At 59.5% G+C, this 15,681-nt stretch carries 14 protein-coding genes; 5 read left to right on the forward strand and 9 right to left on the reverse strand.

The genetic code is table 11. The annotated features are described in order from the left end of the window. Window positions 1–26 precede the first annotated feature (26 nt). From AC3WWR_RS06995 to pchA, 4 genes are read right to left on the reverse strand one after another with little or no spacing between them, the layout of a single operon-like run. Window positions 27–1,595, reverse strand: a complete 1,569-nt coding sequence (locus tag AC3WWR_RS06995; RefSeq protein WP_083348765.1) for an FAD-binding oxidoreductase — start codon at window positions 1,593–1,595, stop codon at window positions 27–29. A gap of 13 nt (window positions 1,596–1,608) precedes the next feature. Further along, window positions 1,609–2,301 (reverse strand): hypothetical protein, encoded by a 693-nt coding sequence (locus AC3WWR_RS07000; RefSeq protein WP_492598566.1) that lies wholly within the window; start codon window positions 2,299–2,301, stop codon window positions 1,609–1,611. A gap of 10 nt (window positions 2,302–2,311) precedes the next feature. Then, complete coding sequence (locus tag AC3WWR_RS07005) at window positions 2,312–2,647, reverse strand: c-type cytochrome (RefSeq protein WP_492598573.1); 336 nt, start codon at window positions 2,645–2,647, stop codon at window positions 2,312–2,314. A 53-nt stretch (window positions 2,648–2,700) separates the two neighbouring features. Beyond that, on the reverse strand, window positions 2,701–4,185 hold the full coding sequence (gene pchA, locus AC3WWR_RS07010; protein WP_492598567.1) for a 4-hydroxybenzaldehyde dehydrogenase: 1,485 nt from the start codon (window positions 4,183–4,185) through the stop codon (window positions 2,701–2,703). A gap of 344 nt (window positions 4,186–4,529) precedes the next feature. Here pchA and AC3WWR_RS07015 point away from each other — a divergent pair, with 344 nt between their 5' ends. Further along, the gene (locus AC3WWR_RS07015) at window positions 4,530–6,377 is read left to right on the forward strand and encodes a sigma 54-interacting transcriptional regulator (protein WP_492598568.1); all 1,848 of its coding nucleotides are present in this window, start codon (window positions 4,530–4,532) and stop codon (window positions 6,375–6,377) included. A gap of 64 nt (window positions 6,378–6,441) precedes the next feature. On the opposite strand, the gene AC3WWR_RS07020 is transcribed toward AC3WWR_RS07015, so the two are convergent. Further along, window positions 6,442–7,377: a SphA family protein gene (locus AC3WWR_RS07020; RefSeq protein ID WP_492598569.1), complete on the reverse strand. Its 936-nt coding sequence runs from the start codon at window positions 7,375–7,377 to the stop codon at window positions 6,442–6,444. 201 nt (window positions 7,378–7,578) lie between these two features. Further along, window positions 7,579–8,463, reverse strand: a complete 885-nt coding sequence (locus AC3WWR_RS07025; RefSeq protein WP_020800230.1) for a helix-turn-helix domain-containing protein — start codon at window positions 8,461–8,463, stop codon at window positions 7,579–7,581. 203 nt (window positions 8,464–8,666) lie between these two features. On the opposite strand from AC3WWR_RS07025, the gene pobA reads away from it, so the two are divergent. Beyond that, complete coding sequence (pobA, locus tag AC3WWR_RS07030; RefSeq protein WP_020800229.1) at window positions 8,667–9,854, forward strand: 4-hydroxybenzoate 3-monooxygenase; 1,188 nt, start codon at window positions 8,667–8,669, stop codon at window positions 9,852–9,854. Window positions 9,855–9,979: 125 nt separating this feature from the next. After that, window positions 9,980–11,257 carry an OprD family porin gene (locus AC3WWR_RS07035; RefSeq protein ID WP_093935707.1) on the forward strand — a complete coding sequence of 426 codons (1,278 nt, stop codon included), beginning with the start codon at window positions 9,980–9,982 and terminating at the stop codon, window positions 11,255–11,257. Between the two features lie 74 nt (window positions 11,258–11,331). Here AC3WWR_RS07035 and AC3WWR_RS07040 read toward each other — a convergent pair whose 3' ends face one another. Next, window positions 11,332–12,342 carry an AraC family transcriptional regulator gene (locus AC3WWR_RS07040; protein ID WP_454865689.1) on the reverse strand — a complete coding sequence of 337 codons (1,011 nt, stop codon included), beginning with the start codon at window positions 12,340–12,342 and terminating at the stop codon, window positions 11,332–11,334. A 280-nt stretch (window positions 12,343–12,622) separates the two neighbouring features. Here AC3WWR_RS07040 and AC3WWR_RS07045 point away from each other — a divergent pair, with 280 nt between their 5' ends. Further along, window positions 12,623–14,302 (forward strand): arylsulfatase, encoded by a 1,680-nt coding sequence (locus AC3WWR_RS07045; RefSeq protein WP_083348769.1) that lies wholly within the window; start codon window positions 12,623–12,625, stop codon window positions 14,300–14,302. 442 nt (window positions 14,303–14,744) lie between these two features. On the opposite strand, the gene AC3WWR_RS07050 is transcribed toward AC3WWR_RS07045, so the two are convergent. Beyond that, window positions 14,745–14,948, reverse strand: coding sequence for a hypothetical protein (locus AC3WWR_RS07050; protein WP_042955784.1), 204 nt, complete (start codon window positions 14,946–14,948; stop codon window positions 14,745–14,747). A gap of 150 nt (window positions 14,949–15,098) precedes the next feature. Between AC3WWR_RS07050 and AC3WWR_RS07055 the strand changes: the two genes are divergently transcribed. Beyond that, a complete protein-coding gene (locus AC3WWR_RS07055; RefSeq protein ID WP_020800225.1) occupies window positions 15,099–15,278 on the forward strand; it encodes a hypothetical protein in 180 nt (59 codons plus the stop codon). A gap of 69 nt (window positions 15,279–15,347) precedes the next feature. Here the strand turns inward: AC3WWR_RS07055 and AC3WWR_RS07060 are convergent, their stop codons facing one another. Then, window positions 15,348–15,617 (reverse strand): hypothetical protein, encoded by a 270-nt coding sequence (locus AC3WWR_RS07060; RefSeq protein ID WP_492598570.1) that lies wholly within the window; start codon window positions 15,615–15,617, stop codon window positions 15,348–15,350. Between the last annotated feature and the right edge of the window lie 64 nt (window positions 15,618–15,681).

Consider the following 15,681-nt stretch of genomic DNA (forward strand, 5'->3'; position numbering starts at 1 on the left):
CAGTCCTGGCGGAGCCGCAAGCGCAATCAGAATGGGTTGGCGAGGTCGATGCCCGACTTGCCCGGCGCCAGGATGTTGTTCGGGTCCAGTGCACGCTTGATGGCATGTTCAAGCTTGCGTTTGACCGGGCCGTAGCTCTGCGCGACTCGATCCTGGAAGGCGGTATTGACGCGGTAGACGGCGTAGCCTTCCTTCTCGAACACATCCAGCAACTCGGCGAAGCAGGCGTTCGCGCGCTGTGTCTCTTCAGGGTTGGTGCGGTCATATAAAACGTCGATGACGTGGTGCATGTCGCGCCAGCCGACGATGAACTCGCCGACGTAGTCCAGGCCGTGTTTGTTGAGGGTCTTCTTGGCCAGGGCCTGTTGTTTGTCGCACTCGCTGCCCCGGGCCTGGCTCACCGGTGCGAACCACATCGAGCCGCCGCCGCCACGCCAGTTGTACAGGCCGAATTCCTGCAGGTTAGGCACGCCGGACATCAATTGGGCGCGGTACTTGAACGGCTGGGTATCACCCGCTTCTTCCTGGGTGACGATCCGGCCTTTGCCCAGTTGCTTGAGGGCGCCGGTGACGATGTTCCAGTTGACGTCGACCTGCTCCTTGGTGCCATACAGCGCGGCGTAGACGTTCCAGGCGCCGAGGTTCTTGTCTTTCTGGATTTGCTTGAGGATCGCGTCGGGGGTCGCGCCCGGCTCGCTGGTGTAGTCGGAACGGCGGGTGTTGCAGGTGGAGGCTTCCCAGAGTACGCCAGCGATCACTACCGAATTGGGAATGACCTGGGCGATGCGCAACGGGCGGATGAATTCGACGATCTCGGCGATGTCCGATTCGTTCTCGAACTTGATCTCGAACGGTTTGAATACCGGAGGTTTTGGCATCAGCCAGAAGCCCATCTTCGTGCAGATGCCGTAGTTGGCCTGGGTGAACATGCCATCCAGGGTCGGGCCATAGCCCCACTTGAATACCTGCCAGGCATTGTCGCCTTTTACGCCGCCCATGCCGGTGCGGTACACATCGCCGTTGGCCAGCACAACCTCCATGCCGCACTGCATCAGGAAGTGTTCGCCGTAGGGTGTGTAACCCACGCCGCGATCCATGGTGTTGCCCAAGGGGCCGGCGATGGCCGACGGCGCGGAGAACGACAGCATCAAGGGCAGGTTGTGTTCCTGGATGTAGTCGTAGAGCTGCTGATAGGTCACGCCCGGCTCGACCAGGGCGGTACACAGTTCAGGGTCGACGTGGAGGATTTTGTTCATCTTCTTCAGGTCGAGAATGATCTGTCCGCGCTGGCCTGGTGCTGCCGAGCCGTAACCGAAGTTGCGACCGGTGGAGATGGTCCACACCGGGATCTTGTGTTCGTTGCAGATCTTCACCACGCCCTGCACCTGTTCGACGGTGGTGGCGGTGACGGCGGCAGATGGCGTGTGCTCGGCATTGTCCACGGCCATCATGATCTTGGCGTAGGGGATCAGTTGATCGTCTTTGACCAGGACGTTGTCATCGCCCAGCAGTTTGCGGAACTTGGCGATGGCTTGCTCGAAGTTTGCGCTGTCGACGCCGCGCGGGAGCAGGGTCTTGTTGTTTTGCTCAGTCATTTGATTAGCTCCTTCAAGCCTCGATCGAAAACGAAACGAAATTGCCGGTAAGCGGCACGGGTCGGCGGGCAATCAGTGGTGCCTGCCGGTCGCTGGTGGTGCCAAGGGCTGCAAGGGTGTAGCCCAGCGTGGCGGCCCATTGGTCTGAGCTGTCTCTGTTGCGGGCGGTGGCAGACGCTTGCAACGGCGCTTGCAGGCTGTGCATACGCTGTTCGGTCAGGCTGAAGCCGCTGCCACAGGCGTTCAGGCTCAGGCCCAGTTGGGGGGCGCAGCCGCTGGCGGCTTCGGCGCTGAGCAGACGGTGCTGTGAAGCGTGGGGCGTGGCGCGGTGCTGGCCGAGCCACTGCACGCGCGCGCCAGCGCTGCGTGCCAAGTCGACGATCAATGCGGCGCTGGCATCGTCGACCAGGCCGATGATGCGTTGCGGCTGGCCGCTGCGCAGGCGTTTTTCAAAACCCAGGATGAAGTCCAGGCTGAGGTCGGTACGCTGTACCTTGACCTGCTTGCCCCCCCGGCTGGTGTTGACGCCCTGGAGGAAGACCGACTCGGCCACCTCATTGTTGACCAGGACCAGGGTCGGCAAGACAGGCTGGGCTTGAGCGCCCAGAACACTACCGGCCATGCTCAGGCAGGAGCTGGTCACGGCTATGCCGGCCAGGCTGCTCAATGCCAAGCCCTTCAGTACCGTGCGACGTTCGACGTTCATGGCAGGCTCCTCAAGGCTTGGCCGCCGGGGCAGGCGTTTTGGAAATGTACTCGGCGACCTGTTGCAGCGAGTTATCGTCGATGAACGAGGCAGGGAAGGCCGGCATGGCACGAAATCCATTGCGCACAATCGCAGTGATGTACTGCGCTGGCAGCTGGCGGCCGGTGATTTGCGGGCCGACCTGTTTTTCGTGGCAGTGGCCGCACACCTTGGCATAGACGTTTTCCCCGCCTTTCCAGACGCCGTCGCCATCGGCGGCGGCGTTCCCAGCCGGCACGATAAAGGGCAGGGCAAGGCAGGCAGACAGGGTCCGTTTCACAGCTGAGCTGTTGAGGAGTGAAGACATTTCGTACTCCATTTTCTTATTGGCAGGTGGGTTCATGGGAGGCGTCATGCAGTTCAGAACGGATACGCCCTTGGCGCATGTTGCAAGGTGATCCAGTGGTCAGTGGTGAACTCGTCGATCGCCCAATCGCCGTTGAAGCGACCGAGCCCGGAGTTCTTCTCACCGCCGAACGGCGCGTTGGGTTCGTCATTGACCGGGATGTCGTTGACGTGGGTCATACCGGCGTGGATGCGTCGGGCGAACTGCACGCCGCGCTCCAGGCTGGAGGTGAATACGGCGCTGGAGAGTCCGTATTCGCTGCTGTTGGCCAGTTCCAGGGCATGCTCGGCGTCACGGGCAGACTGAATGCCGACCAGAGGGCCAAAGATTTCTTCATGGGCGATGTCCATGTCGGCGGTGACGTTGCCGAACACGTGCGGCGGCAGGACGTTGCCGTGGGCTTCACCGCCAACCAGCAGCGTGGCGCCTTCGGCTTGGGCCGTGGCGATCTTCTCTTGCAGGCCCGCCAGTTGCTTGCTGTTGATCACCGGGCCTATCACCGTTTCAGCTTTGTTCGGGTCGCCGTAGGGCAGCGCCTTGACTCGCTCGACGAATCGCCGGGTGAAGGTTTCCAGCAGCGGCTGTTCGACGATGATGCGGTTGATCGCCATGCAGATTTGCCCCTGGTGGAGGAATTTGCCCACCACGGCGGCACTGACGGCCTGTTCGACGTCGGCATCGGCCAGAACCACGAACGGACTGTTTCCACCCAGTTCCAGGGCAACGTGCTTCAGATGCTCACCGCCGCTGGCGATGCGGCCGATGTTGCGGCCGACCTGGGTCGATCCGGTGAAGGAGATGAACGCCGGGACCGGGTGCTCGACGAAGGCATCGCCGATTTCCGCGCCGGAACCGACGACGACACTGAGCACGCCAGATGGCAAGCCGGCTTCCTCGAAGATGCGCGCCAGCAACAGGCCGCCGGTGACGGGGGTGTCACTGGCCGGCTTGACCACTACGGCGTTGCCCAGCGCCAGGGCCGGTGCGAGGGAGCGTGCGGTCAGGTGCAAGGGGAAATTCCACGGGCTGATCACACCGATCACGCCCAGGGGGGTGCGGTAGACGCGGCTTTCCTTGCCAGGGATGTTGGAGGCAAGAATGCGCCCATGCACGCGGCTGGGCAGGCTGGCTGACTCCAGGGTGATGGCGCGCGCGGCGCCCCATTCGATCTGCGCCTTGATGCGCGTACTGCCAGACTCGCGGATGATCCAATCGATGATTTCTTCACGACGCTCGTCGAAGATTTTCACCGCGTTGAGCAGCACCTGGCCCCGTTCGGCCGGCCCTTTGGTGGCCCAATCGAGCTGGGTGACGCGCGCCTTGCGGTAGGCGGCATCGAGGTCTTCGCGATTGGCCTGGGTGATCTGCAGCAAGCGTGTCTGAGTGAAAGGGTCGAACACGTCCAACGTTCGACCGGCGCTGCCGGCGCGCCATTGTCCGGCGAGTGGCTGCAATTCAAGGTTCTGGTAGGCAGGGCGAATGAAAGGGGTAGTGGTCATGACGAGGTCACCTCTTTTTTTATTTATGTGCAGAGGTGCCTGTTAACATTTATCGTGCCATGTCTGTTTAATAGGTATATTTCCTTAATAAACAATAAGTTAAGTTGTACTGTGGTCGCGCTGAATCCTGCCTGTGGCGCGGACTGGAAGGCAGTTGTGCGCAAATTTATGCAGAGAAAATCGCACGCTGTTGAAAGCTCGACGCCAGGTGAGCGTCATCAGAAACTGTGCGGTTATCGAGCAGGCGGACGACAAGGAGCAGTGGAGTCGATCGCAAGCGGATTGACCCCGCTGGAGGGCTGGGCATACTCACAGGTTACCTACCTGCCTCTTGTTGACTGCCCATGACTCGTACTACGCACACCAAGACTGGTCGCTCTGCCGGTGAGGATTTTCTCAAGCAGATGCTTGGCCGGCAGAAGCGCCTGATCGTCGACCGCGCCAGCCAGTTTGGCAGCAGCGGCTTTCCCACTGCTGAGCAGTTGGCGGAAACGGTGGCCTTCGCTCCTCAAGACGGCAGCGTGTGGTTGTGTGGCCAGCGCATGATGCTGCTGCAAGGTTCTGCGTTCGGGGCCATCCGCCGCGAGCTGATCGAGGCGCTGGGGTTCGACAAGGCACGTGGCCTGCTTACGCGAATCGGCTGGCAAGCCGGTGCGCGTGACGCTGCCCAGGTCAGCGAGCAATGGCCGGAGGGTGATGACACCAGCCTGTACAGCGCCGGACCACGGCTGCACATGCTCGAAGGCATGGTCAATGTCGAGGTGGTGCGTTTCGAAATCGACTCTGGCATTGGACACTTCTATTCCGAGTTCCTTTGGCACAACTCACTCGAAGACGACGAGCATATTGCAGCCTATGGCCTGGGCGGCGAACCGGCCTGTTGGATGGAGATCGGTTATGCCAGCGGGTACGCCTCGTCGTTGCTCGGCCGCCTGGTGGTCTTTCGCGAGCAGGAGTGCCGCTCGATGGGGCACCCGGCCTGCCGTATCGTTGGCAAACCGGCCGATCAGTGGGACGACATCGATGCCGACCTGGCCTATCTGGACCCGAGCGACTTCCTCAGTCGCAGCACCTACGCCTCGGGCACCGAAACCACCGTTGCCGAACTGGAGGAGCCCGCCGATGGCAAACCGCTGGTGGGCATTTCGGCGGCGTTCGTGGTTGCCACTCAATTGCTGCAAAGGGTCGCACCGACTCAGGCGACGGTGTTGTTGACCGGGGAATCAGGGGTCGGCAAAGAGTTGTTCGCCCGCTCGCTGTACCAATCCAGTTCGAGGCAGCACAAGCCGCTGGTGGCGCTCAACTGCGCGACCTTGCCGGAGAACCTGGTGGAGGCCGAACTGTTCGGGGTCGAGCGCGGCGCCTTTACCGGCGCTGAGCGTTCGCGTCCCGGTCGTTTCGAACGGGCCCATGGCGGGACGCTGTTCCTCGACGAAATAGCGACGTTGAGCTTCAGTGCGCAGAGCAAGATTTTGCGTGCCTTGCAGGAAGGTGAAATCGAGCGCGTCGGTGGCACGGCGCCGATCCGGGTGGATGTACGGGTCATCGCCGCGACTAACCTGGATCTGCGTCGCGAGGTTGAGGCGGGACGTTTTCGTGAAGACTTGTTTTACCGACTGAATGTGTTCCCTATTCATCTGCCACCGTTGCGCGAGCGCCGCGAAGATATCCCGCTGCTGATGAGCTACTTCCTGCGTCATTTCAGCCAGCGTCACGGACGTCGGCTGGCGGGCTTCAGCACCAGACTGGTCAACGCACTGCTGACTTATCGGTTTCCCGGCAATATTCGTGAACTGCAGAACCTGATCGAGCGTGGCGTGATATCCGCCGGTGATGGCGAGGTCATTGATATCGTGCATCTGGCCGAGATTGGCGCGCCGTTGATGGCAATGGCCATCGGCCTGACGCCAGAGGGGCGCTTGTCGGCTGGCGAGCGCCGTGATGAGGGGGCCGGCAAGGCAGGGTCACCCATCGAAGAGGGCGGTACCACAGACGCACTACGCGAGCCGGTATTGGAAGGTCTGCAGGCCTTCGTTTCCGGAAGCCAACGGGTGCTCAATACACCCTTGGCGGAAATCGAACTGCACCTGGTACGCCTGGCCATGGAACGCTCCGGTGGCAACATCACCGCGGCGGCGCAGATGCTTGGCATGAGTCGCGCCCAGGTCAGCTATCGCCTCAAGGGAAGCTAGCGCCGGGTTGAACCCAATGCCCCGAGGCTCGATGCTCACGGGGCATTTTTGTTGGCGACAGGGCTTAGAGCGGGAAAGTGAACTTCAGCCAATAGGCCTGGCCATCGGTACGGTTGCGAACACCGGATTCATCTTGCCATTTGGCGCTGAGGAACCAGCCGTCCCGGCTGGCGTATTGCACCGCCGGGCCGATGGAGAAGGAGCTGCCACGGTTGCCATCGGCGGCATCGACCTGGGCTGCGGCGGCGCAGTGGGAAGCGCTGCACTGGTCATCGCTCACCTGCTTGTAAGCGTGGCCGCCGACGCCGAGGACCCAGCCATTGCCCAAACCCCAGCCAAGGGTGTAGTCGGCGTGCAGCTCGCGGCCGGACTGATAGTGGGTGTCCTGGTTTTCGAAGTTGTAATCGTACATCAGGCGCACATCGGCGTTGAGACCCTCGGGGTCCATGTAGGTCATGGCATACACCGCTTGTGCGGTGTAATAGTTGGTGCCGAGGTTGATCAGGTCGTTCTTGTCATATTCGCTGGCGGTGGGCAGAACGAAGTCGATACCCACTGCGGTATGGAACTTGTCACTGTGGTGGAACCCGACCACCGGGCCGAGGTGAGCGTCGCCGATGCCGCGCTTGTGGTCGTGCGGGCCGTTCTTGATGTTCAGCCGCATGTCATTGAGCGGTAGCAAAGCGTGGAAACCCAGGCTGCCACCCAGGACCTGCTGTTCGGTGACCCAGATGAACCGAGGCACAATGGTGGTGACGCGCAGGTCGATGTCGGCCACCTTGTCGCCCGCGTTGTCGCGAAGGGTATCGGCCAGGTAGTCGCCGACGAAAACCTGACCGTAGGTGCCAGGCGGCGGCAGGATACCCATGCCGTAGATTTCAATGCCCAATGGCCAGGACGACACACCGCCTTCGGTAGCCTGGGCCAGTGAGGCGCTGCCGGCCAACAACAGGGCTGCGCTGAGCGAAAGGGGCGTGCAGCGGGGGAGTCTGTGATGCATGGGAGGACAACCTTATTGTTATGAGTGGTGGACCGCAGTTGTTGCCTGCGCAAGGTTGTCCTACTCAACTATTATGCCAGCTTGGATTTTATTGTTATTCCTTTTAAATCAATAAGATGGATTATCCCTGCTAATGGTTGCAGCGACCTGTGACGCTTCTTGTTAAGAAAATTCGACTGAGTGCGCAAAGTTCGTGACGGTTCACGCGCCGCTTTGCTCGACGCCGTGGCGGAAGGCATTCGGTGTCTGGCCAGCGAGACGGCGAAAGAAGCGTGAAAAATAGGTCGGGTCACTGAAGCCCAGGCTGTCGGACAACTGGTTGATGCTCATGTTGGTGTAAGTCAGATTACGCTTGGCTTCCAGCAGCAGGCGCTGGTGAATGATCTGCAGCGCGGTTTGCCCGGCCAGTTCGCGGCACAGGGTGTTCAGGTGCACGCTGGAGAGACCGATGCGCTGGGCGAACACCTCCACCGACAGATGCTCGCGGTAGTGCTGCTCTACCAACTTGATGAAGCGGCTGAGCAAGTGCTGGTCGCGTTCGCCACGATTGCTTGGCGGCGTGCTGAGTTGACTGTGGCGGCTGGTCCAGACCATCAGCACACTGACCAATGAGTGCATCAGCACGTCGCGCGCCGGTGCGCTGCTTTCGTATTCCTCCAGCAGGGCGGCAAACAGAGTGTTGATATAGCGACGATCGCGCCCAACCGGGTAGCACCCGCAAGACGCCAGGACGGTCAACGGCGCGCCCAATTGCGACTCCAGTTTGGCCACCAGTGGCGCGCCGAGGGTGAGCACATAACCCTCGATTTTTTCCGAGAACTGAAAACCATGCACGGTCAGCGGCGGAATGACCTGGATGGCCGCTTCCAACACGTCACTACGCTTGCCCTCGATCTCGACCACTGCCTGGCCGCGTTGCACATAGAGCAACTGGAACAGGTCGGCATGACGGTGCGGCTTGATCTCCCAATGGTGCAGGCTGCTGCGTTTGGGTATGGATTCACAGTGCAGCAAGTCCGGGGTGGACCACGCCTTGTTTTCACCATACAGCTTGAACACCGGGATGTTATTGACACTTTTTTTCATCGTGTTCGGCACCCTTGAGGACGGAAACGTACAGTGTGTGTGGTCGTTCGATAATCGAACCAAATTTGTAAAAGTGCAATTTTACCCTGAAAAATCACCTTTTATTGCAAGTTTCATCAGTAAAAATGCAGGATGTAAATAAAACAAAATAATCCGGCCGCCATCTGCAAACGGTTGGAAATCGCATATCAGAGATTAAAATAATGAAAACTCAGGTTGCTATTATCGGCGCTGGTCCTTCCGGACTCCTGCTCGGCCAATTACTGCATAACGCCGGCATCGACAACGTCATCGTCGAACGCCAGACACCGGACTACGTCCTCAGCCGAATTCGTGCCGGGGTGCTGGAGCAAGGCACCGTCGACCTGCTGCGCGAAGCAGGTGTATCCGAACGCATGGATGCCGAAGGCCTGGTCCACGAGGGCGTCGAGTTGCTGGTGGCCGGCAAGCGTATTCATGTCGATCTCAAGACACTGACCGGTGGCAAGACTGTCATGGTCTATGGGCAGACCGAAGTCACGCGCGATCTGATGGAGGCCCGCAGCGCCCTGGGTGCCCCGATCATCTATTCGGTCGAAAACGTGCAGCCCCACGACATGAAGGGCGACAGCCCCTACGTCACCTACGAGAAAGATGGCCAAACCCACCGAATCGACTGCGATTACATCGCCGGGTGCGACGGCTTCCACGGGGTCGCCCGCAAGAGCATTCCTGACGAAGTGCTTACCCACTACGAGCGCGTATATCCTTTCGGCTGGCTGGGACTGCTATCCGACACGCCACCGGTCAACCACGAGTTGATCTACGCCCACCACGACCGGGGTTTCGTGTTGTGCAGTCAACGCTCGCTGACCCGCAGCCGTTACTACCTGCAAGTGCCGCTAACCGACAAGGTCGAAGAATGGTCCGATGAGCGTTTCTGGGGTGAACTCAAGGCACGTCTGCCACACGAGGTGGCGGACAAGCTGGTGACCGGCCCTTCGCTGGAGAAGAGCATCGCGCCGCTGCGCAGCTACGTGGTCGAGCCGATGCAGTACGGCAAGTTGTTCCTGCTCGGCGACGCTGCCCACATCGTGCCGCCAACCGGTGCCAAGGGCTTGAACCTGGCCGCCTCGGACGTGTGCTACCTGTATCGCATCCTGGTCAAGGTGTATCGGGAGGGGCGTACCGACCTGCTGGAAAAATACTCCGAAGTGGCACTGCGCCGTGTCTGGAAGGGCGAGCGTTTCAGCTGGTTCATGACCAACCTGTTGCACGACTTCGGCGAGCACAAGGACGCGTGGGACCAGAAGATGCAGCAGGCCGACCGCGAGTATTTCTTCAACTCCCACGCAGGGTTGGTCAACATTGCCGAAAACTACGTGGGGCTGCCCTACGAAGCTATCGAGTAGAACGCCTGCAATACCTGCGCTGCGCAGCTAGTCGTCACGCGCAGACGATAACGGCCTGTGGGCTGACTGCGGATACTGAACCTCTACAACAACAATAAAAATGTGTAGAGGTGTCCATGAATCCTATGCACGCGGCTGTGCCGCGGTCCGCTTACTCTGCTGCAAAAAACCTGAAGGCCATGGGGCTGATCGGCGTGATGATGCCGTTGGCTGCGCAAGCTGACTTTGTCGAAGACAGCCAGATGAACCTGGGATTGCGCAACTTTTATGTCGACCGCGACTTCAAGGGCGACAACCCGAGAACCTCGCGCGATGGCAGTTGGAGCCAGGGCTTTGACCTGCGCTTTACCTCCGGTTACACCCAGGGGCCGCTGGCGTTCGGTCTCGATGCGGCCGCGCAATACGCCTATCGCCTTGACGGTGGCGGCGGTCGTGGCCCGGACAGTGTCTTGCCCTATAGCCAAAGCAGCCGGGAGCAGGCCAAGGATTACGGCCGGGCGGCACTGACCGGCAAAGTTCGCTTCTCGAAGACCGAGCTGAAAGTCGGTGAACATCGGCCGACGTTGCCGGTGGCCTTCCAGGACGACTCACGGCAGTTGGTGACGACCTTCCATGGCGTACTGGTCAAGTCCAACGAGATAGACAACCTGACCCTGACTGGCGGGCGATTCACCGAGATCAGCAGCCGTGAATCCTCCAACAGAGAAAAGATGTACCTGTTCACCAAACCTGGCGGGCCGCGCTACACCAGCGACGGACTGGACTTTGCCGGTGCCACCTACGCCTTCGGTCCCAACCTTTCGGCCAGCTACTTTTACGGGCAGTTGGAGGACATTTACCGGCAGCATTACCTGGGCCTGACGCTCAACTCGGACCTGGGTGGCGGCTATCGCCTGAAGACCGATTTGCGCTACTTCAACAACAAGGAAGCGGGTCAGGCCCTGTACGGCGAAATCGACAACCACTCCTATGGCGCCATGATTACCTTGAGGAAGGGTGGGCACGGTGTTGGCGTGGGTTATCAACGCATGTTGGGTGACAGCACGTTCCCGACCCTGAATGGCTTCGCTCCGCAGCCTTATCTGGTGAACTGGTCGGCCGTGGCCTTCATCAAACCCAACGAGAGTTCCTGGCAGGCGCGATACGACTATGATTTCGCGGCCATGGGCGTGCCCGGCTTGACCTTGACCACCCGTTACCTGCGCGGCACGGGCATCGATCGCGGTGGGGACCTCAGCGACAGCGCTGAAAGCGAGCGGGATCTGTTTCTGGCGTATGTGATCCAGGGTGGGCCCTTGAAGAATGTGGGCATGGAATGGCGGAACATCAACGCCCAGTTCAAGCATGGCAATGACTATGATGAAAACCGAGTGATGACCACCTATACCTGGAAATTCTGGTAGGTCATGGTGACGGTCGCTCTGCCTGGAGCGACCTGGCCGCCATGACTACGTATGGACGCAATCGACGAAAAACCTCAAGCCGGCCTGGCCAGTGTTTGCGATGGCAACTCACCAAAGGCCTGCTTGTAGGCCGCGGTGAAGTGGCTGGGTTGCGCAAAACCCCAGTGAAACGCCAGCGCCGATAACTGCAGGTCTCCAGGTTGGTGGCTCAGTAGTATTTTGCGTATCGCCTGTAGCCGGCAACTCTGGATATAGCGTTGCGGGCTGGTGCCCAGGCCATTGCGAAACGCCTGTTCCAGGCTGCGTCGGCTGGTACCGCTGATGGCTACCAGCTGCATGATGTCCAGCGGCTGGTCGAGATGGGCATGAATAAAATCGACCACCCGTTTCACGGTGCCCGGCAACAGGCGACGTTGTGGCTCCGTATGCAAGCTGGGGATCAGTTGCAGCAGGTTCTCGCAAAACAGGTGCTGCACATGAGACTGGCTGGTTGGGTTGGCCAGCAACCCCGAGGTGTTGCCGGTTTCGCTGTCCACCAGGCGCAGCAAGCTGCCAAGGCTCTGCAGGGCACGATGGTTGCTATCGAACAACAGTGTCCGGGTCGGGAGCCGCAGCTCGTGGGTCTGATGGTGGCGCTCCAGGTGATCGAGCAGTAATGCAGCATCCAGGGCAATGACGATCGCCTTGGCCCCCTCATGCCAGATGACATCCACCTCATGCCCAGGGCTGAATACCAGAAGCTCTCCGCCATTGGCTTGCAGGCCGTCGGGACGACTGCTGATGGTACCTTGCAAGGGTAAAATCCCATGCCAGCTGTTCAAGGGGCTAGAGCTCACGCGGACTTCACCGCCCCATTGCGCCCCGAACAACTTCATCTGCGGCAAGGACTGCAAGGTGAAAGCAATGTCCAGGGTTCCTCGTCTTCCGAGGCTGATCCGACGTTCTTCAAGATGGTTGTTGAGCAGCGCCTCGGCATCTTCGATATTGCGCGAGCGCAGTATCGGCTCCGCTGCAAACGGAATATTCCTGGCAGGGCAGGCCTCGCTCCTTGAAGGAGGCGGGCCGCTGATAGAGGGCGTATTCATCAGCGTAACCTTTATTCTTGTTTGTCCGGGTTGCCCCGTCTGGTTAATGAGTGCTGTATCAACGGTGCCGTTGTTGCGGTACATGGACAACAGGCTCGACAGCGGGTGTCCCGTGCCCCGCCAAGGCAGGGATGATGAACGATGGCTGACCGGTTCCCCAGCTGTCGGGGCAAATAACGACGCGGCTGGATAAGCGCTTGCGCAACCGCGTTAGCGGCCGGCGTCGGGCCCTCTGCATACTGCTGGCTCAACCAATAATAACAACTGAGGAACCGCGCGTATGAGCTGGATGACCCATCTGATGCTTGTCCTGATGGTTGCCGTTTGCAGCCCCGCAGCCATGGCCGCAGACGAGCGCCCGAACTTCCTGATAATTGTCGCCGATGACCTGGGTTACAGCGACCTGGGCAGTTTCGGCGGTGAAATCAGCACCCCGAGCCTCGACTCGCTTGCCCGGGACGGTGTGCGCCTGGGCAACTTCCATACGGCCCCCACCTGTTCGCCGACTCGGGCGATGATGCTCTCCGGTGCCGACAGCCACGTGGCTGGCCTGGGCAACATGGGCGAGCTGCTTCAGCCGTTCCAGCAAGGCAGGCCTGGTTACGAAGGTTACTTGAACGAACGCATGGTCACGGTCGGACAAGTGCTTCAGGACGCGGGCTACAACACTTATACCACCGGTAAGTGGCACCTGGGTCGCACCGAAGAAACCAGCCCGAAGGCACGTGGTTTTGACCGCTCCTTCATTCTGGTACAAGGCGGCGCCAGTCATTTCGATGACCAGCACGCCATCATCGCGAAAGACCCGAAAGCGATTTATCGCGAAGACGGCAAACAGGTGGAAGTGCCCAAGGGGTTCTATTCCAGTGAGTTCTACACCAATCGGCTGATTGACTACATCGAAGCCGACAAAGCCAGCAACAAGCCGTTCATGGCCGTCTTGTCGTATACCGCCCCGCATTGGCCGCTGCATGCTCCGGATGACTGGCTGGATAAATACAAGGGCCGATACGACGCAGGCTATGAACCGATCCGCCAGGCACGCCTGGAGCGCCAGAAACAGCTGGGTATCGTCGCGGCGGATACGACGCCCAACACGCCCATGGCCAAGGGTCTTCCAAACTGGAGCCAGTTGAGCGATGAGCAGCGAAAGCGTGAGGCGCGCAACATGGAGATCTATGCGGCGATGGTGTCCAACATGGACTATCACATCGGTCGACTGCTCCAGTACCTGGAGAAAACCGGCAAGCTGGATAACACCTTCATTGTGTTTATCTCCGACAACGGTGCCGACGGCAACAGCCCGCTTGACCTGCCAGGCAACAAGGAGTGGTTCGCCAGCGAGTTCGATAACAGCCTGAAGAATCTCGGTCACAAAGGCTCGTATGCCGACTATGGTGCTCAGTGGGCCCAGGTCAGTTCCACTCCGTACCCACTGTTCAAGGGCTTCACCAACGAGGGCGGAATTCGTGCGCCGGCGATCATCAGCGCGAAAATGCTGAAAAAGGCCCACCTGCAAGGCACCGTCAATAAAGACATGGTCCATGTGATGGACCTGATGCCGACCTTGCTGGACCTCGCCGGCGTACCGGCACTGGGCAAAACATTCCACGGCCGTCCGGTGCAAACCATCAGTGGCAAGAGCATGCGCCCGTTGCTGGAAGGGCAAGCGATGGCCGAACGTCAGATTGGCTGGGAATTGTTCGGCCGCAAGGCGCTGCGCAAGGGCGATTGGAAAATCACCCTGGTCAACCCACCCTACGGCACCGCCAACTGGCAGCTGTACAACCTCAAGGCCGACCCTACCGAAAGCCGCGACCTGTCCCAGGCCGAGCCGGCAAAAATGAAGGAAATGTTGGTCGCGTGGGACCAGTACGCGAAGGAAAACAACGTGCTCGATGGCAAGTTCGACCTCAAGTATGGGTTCGAGACGTGCCTCTATGAATATTGTTTCAAGTAAGCGGGTGCCCTGAAACCCGCTATGTGAGCGGCGACAACGTGAAACTGAACAATGGCAATACCGGCAAGTAGTGGGAGCGCAATGGCGAAATCAAATAGGAGAAAATCAAAAGCCAGAGCGAGGCGGCCTGACAGTCGACCTGATTGCAGGTCTGTCCGGGATCTGATCGTTCCCACGCTCGGCGTGGGAATGCCGCCGGGGACGATCCGCGTTCCGCTGACGACGCATGACATGAGCCATGCGCAACGGTGACGCGGAGCGTCACAGGATGCGTTCCCACGCAAAGCGTGGGAACGATCATCTCACCGCAGAAGAAAAAGCCCGACACTGGGTCGGGCTTTCCAATCACGTGGCCAAATCCCTTTGGCTGACTGCAGTGTGCTTGCCAAGTGTTACGAAGGCGTGACGGGAGTGTGCCCATCACGTGAAGCCCGGCATTCTCTCAATGGAGCGTCTTTCGACTCTCTCCAATCCTGATCCGGTCAAGCGCCCGGTTTAAGGCGTCCAGGGCATTGAGAAGGGCTTTTGCCTCAGCTTCCCGGCCATCTCCCCATAGTCGTTCAGCCATTTTGTTCAGGGCCTGGATAGATCGTTCAATGTCCGCAGCGGATGCTGGAGGGGTGTTTGTCTGCTGCTTCTTTGACATGCTCAACATTTCTGAAGTGATGGAGTAACAGTGCGCAATCAACCTGACAAATACAAGTGAGCAATGGTTGGCGATCATCGAACGCGCCGTTACAAGCGCCGCTGCAGTTACAGTACCCTATGCGCAGTTCAGCCAATGCAGGAAATGTAGATGAGCGATGAGATTGATATTCCAGAACCCGAGCACGACCATCTGCTCGATCATGAATTCCACGATGAAGAAGCATGGGTTGAACAAGACGCTCAAGGCATTCTTGACGATGAAGAAGATGAAGACGAAGAGGATGATGACCTTGATTATCTAGATCAGATAGATCAAGAAGACGACTGATCATGGCAGGTAAATTCGAGAAAAAAGAAAGCCCGCACTGAGCGGGCAACTGGAATGAACCTGACAGATTCAGGCACCTGATTCAGGGTCGCTCGCGGGTAAGCCGCGAGCCTCCTGGTCATTTTCGTCCTGAGCGCTTGTGCCTGCTTGCGGATGCTCGCTCGACACCGAGTTATAGGCCGCCACATCTGTCATATCGTCATCGACAGGCGCTTCATCGTTCGGCGGCAGCGGCACCTGCGGCTGATCTTTGCGGGGATCGTGGCCGGTTTCGTTGTCCGTTGTTCGCGTTACGTCCTGCTGTGACATGTTGCCAACTGCATTTTCGTCAATGTCCATGCTGGCTCTCCGTTCTGAGGCGCGGGATGCCCGTGCTTTTACATGAGAGACAGCGGCGCATCGT

Source organism: Pseudomonas sp. EB271-G4-1 (assembly GCF_058791355.1).

Excerpts from the sequence above, each read along its gene's own strand:
- AC3WWR_RS06995 (WP_083348765.1), bottom strand. The coding sequence starts at position 1,595 with ATGACTGAGCAAAACAACAAGACCCTGCTCCCGCGCGGCGTCGACAGC.
- AC3WWR_RS07000 (WP_492598566.1), bottom strand. The coding sequence starts at position 2,301 with ATGAACGTCGAACGTCGCACGGTACTGAAGGGCTTGGCATTGAGCAGC.
- AC3WWR_RS07005 (WP_492598573.1), bottom strand. The coding sequence starts at position 2,647 with ATGTCTTCACTCCTCAACAGCTCAGCTGTGAAACGGACCCTGTCTGCC.
- pchA (WP_492598567.1), bottom strand. The coding sequence starts at position 4,185 with ATGACCACTACCCCTTTCATTCGCCCTGCCTACCAGAACCTTGAATTG.
- AC3WWR_RS07015 (WP_492598568.1), top strand. The coding sequence starts at position 4,530 with ATGACTCGTACTACGCACACCAAGACTGGTCGCTCTGCCGGTGAGGAT.
- AC3WWR_RS07020 (WP_492598569.1), bottom strand. The coding sequence starts at position 7,377 with ATGCATCACAGACTCCCCCGCTGCACGCCCCTTTCGCTCAGCGCAGCC.
- AC3WWR_RS07025 (WP_020800230.1), bottom strand. The coding sequence starts at position 8,463 with ATGAAAAAAAGTGTCAATAACATCCCGGTGTTCAAGCTGTATGGTGAA.
- pobA (WP_020800229.1), top strand. The coding sequence starts at position 8,667 with ATGAAAACTCAGGTTGCTATTATCGGCGCTGGTCCTTCCGGACTCCTG.
- AC3WWR_RS07035 (WP_093935707.1), top strand. The coding sequence starts at position 9,980 with ATGCACGCGGCTGTGCCGCGGTCCGCTTACTCTGCTGCAAAAAACCTG.
- AC3WWR_RS07040 (WP_454865689.1), bottom strand. The coding sequence starts at position 12,342 with ATGAATACGCCCTCTATCAGCGGCCCGCCTCCTTCAAGGAGCGAGGCC.
- AC3WWR_RS07045 (WP_083348769.1), top strand. The coding sequence starts at position 12,623 with ATGAGCTGGATGACCCATCTGATGCTTGTCCTGATGGTTGCCGTTTGC.
- AC3WWR_RS07050 (WP_042955784.1), bottom strand. The coding sequence starts at position 14,948 with ATGTCAAAGAAGCAGCAGACAAACACCCCTCCAGCATCCGCTGCGGAC.
- AC3WWR_RS07055 (WP_020800225.1), top strand. The coding sequence starts at position 15,099 with ATGAGCGATGAGATTGATATTCCAGAACCCGAGCACGACCATCTGCTC.
- AC3WWR_RS07060 (WP_492598570.1), bottom strand. The coding sequence starts at position 15,617 with ATGGACATTGACGAAAATGCAGTTGGCAACATGTCACAGCAGGACGTA.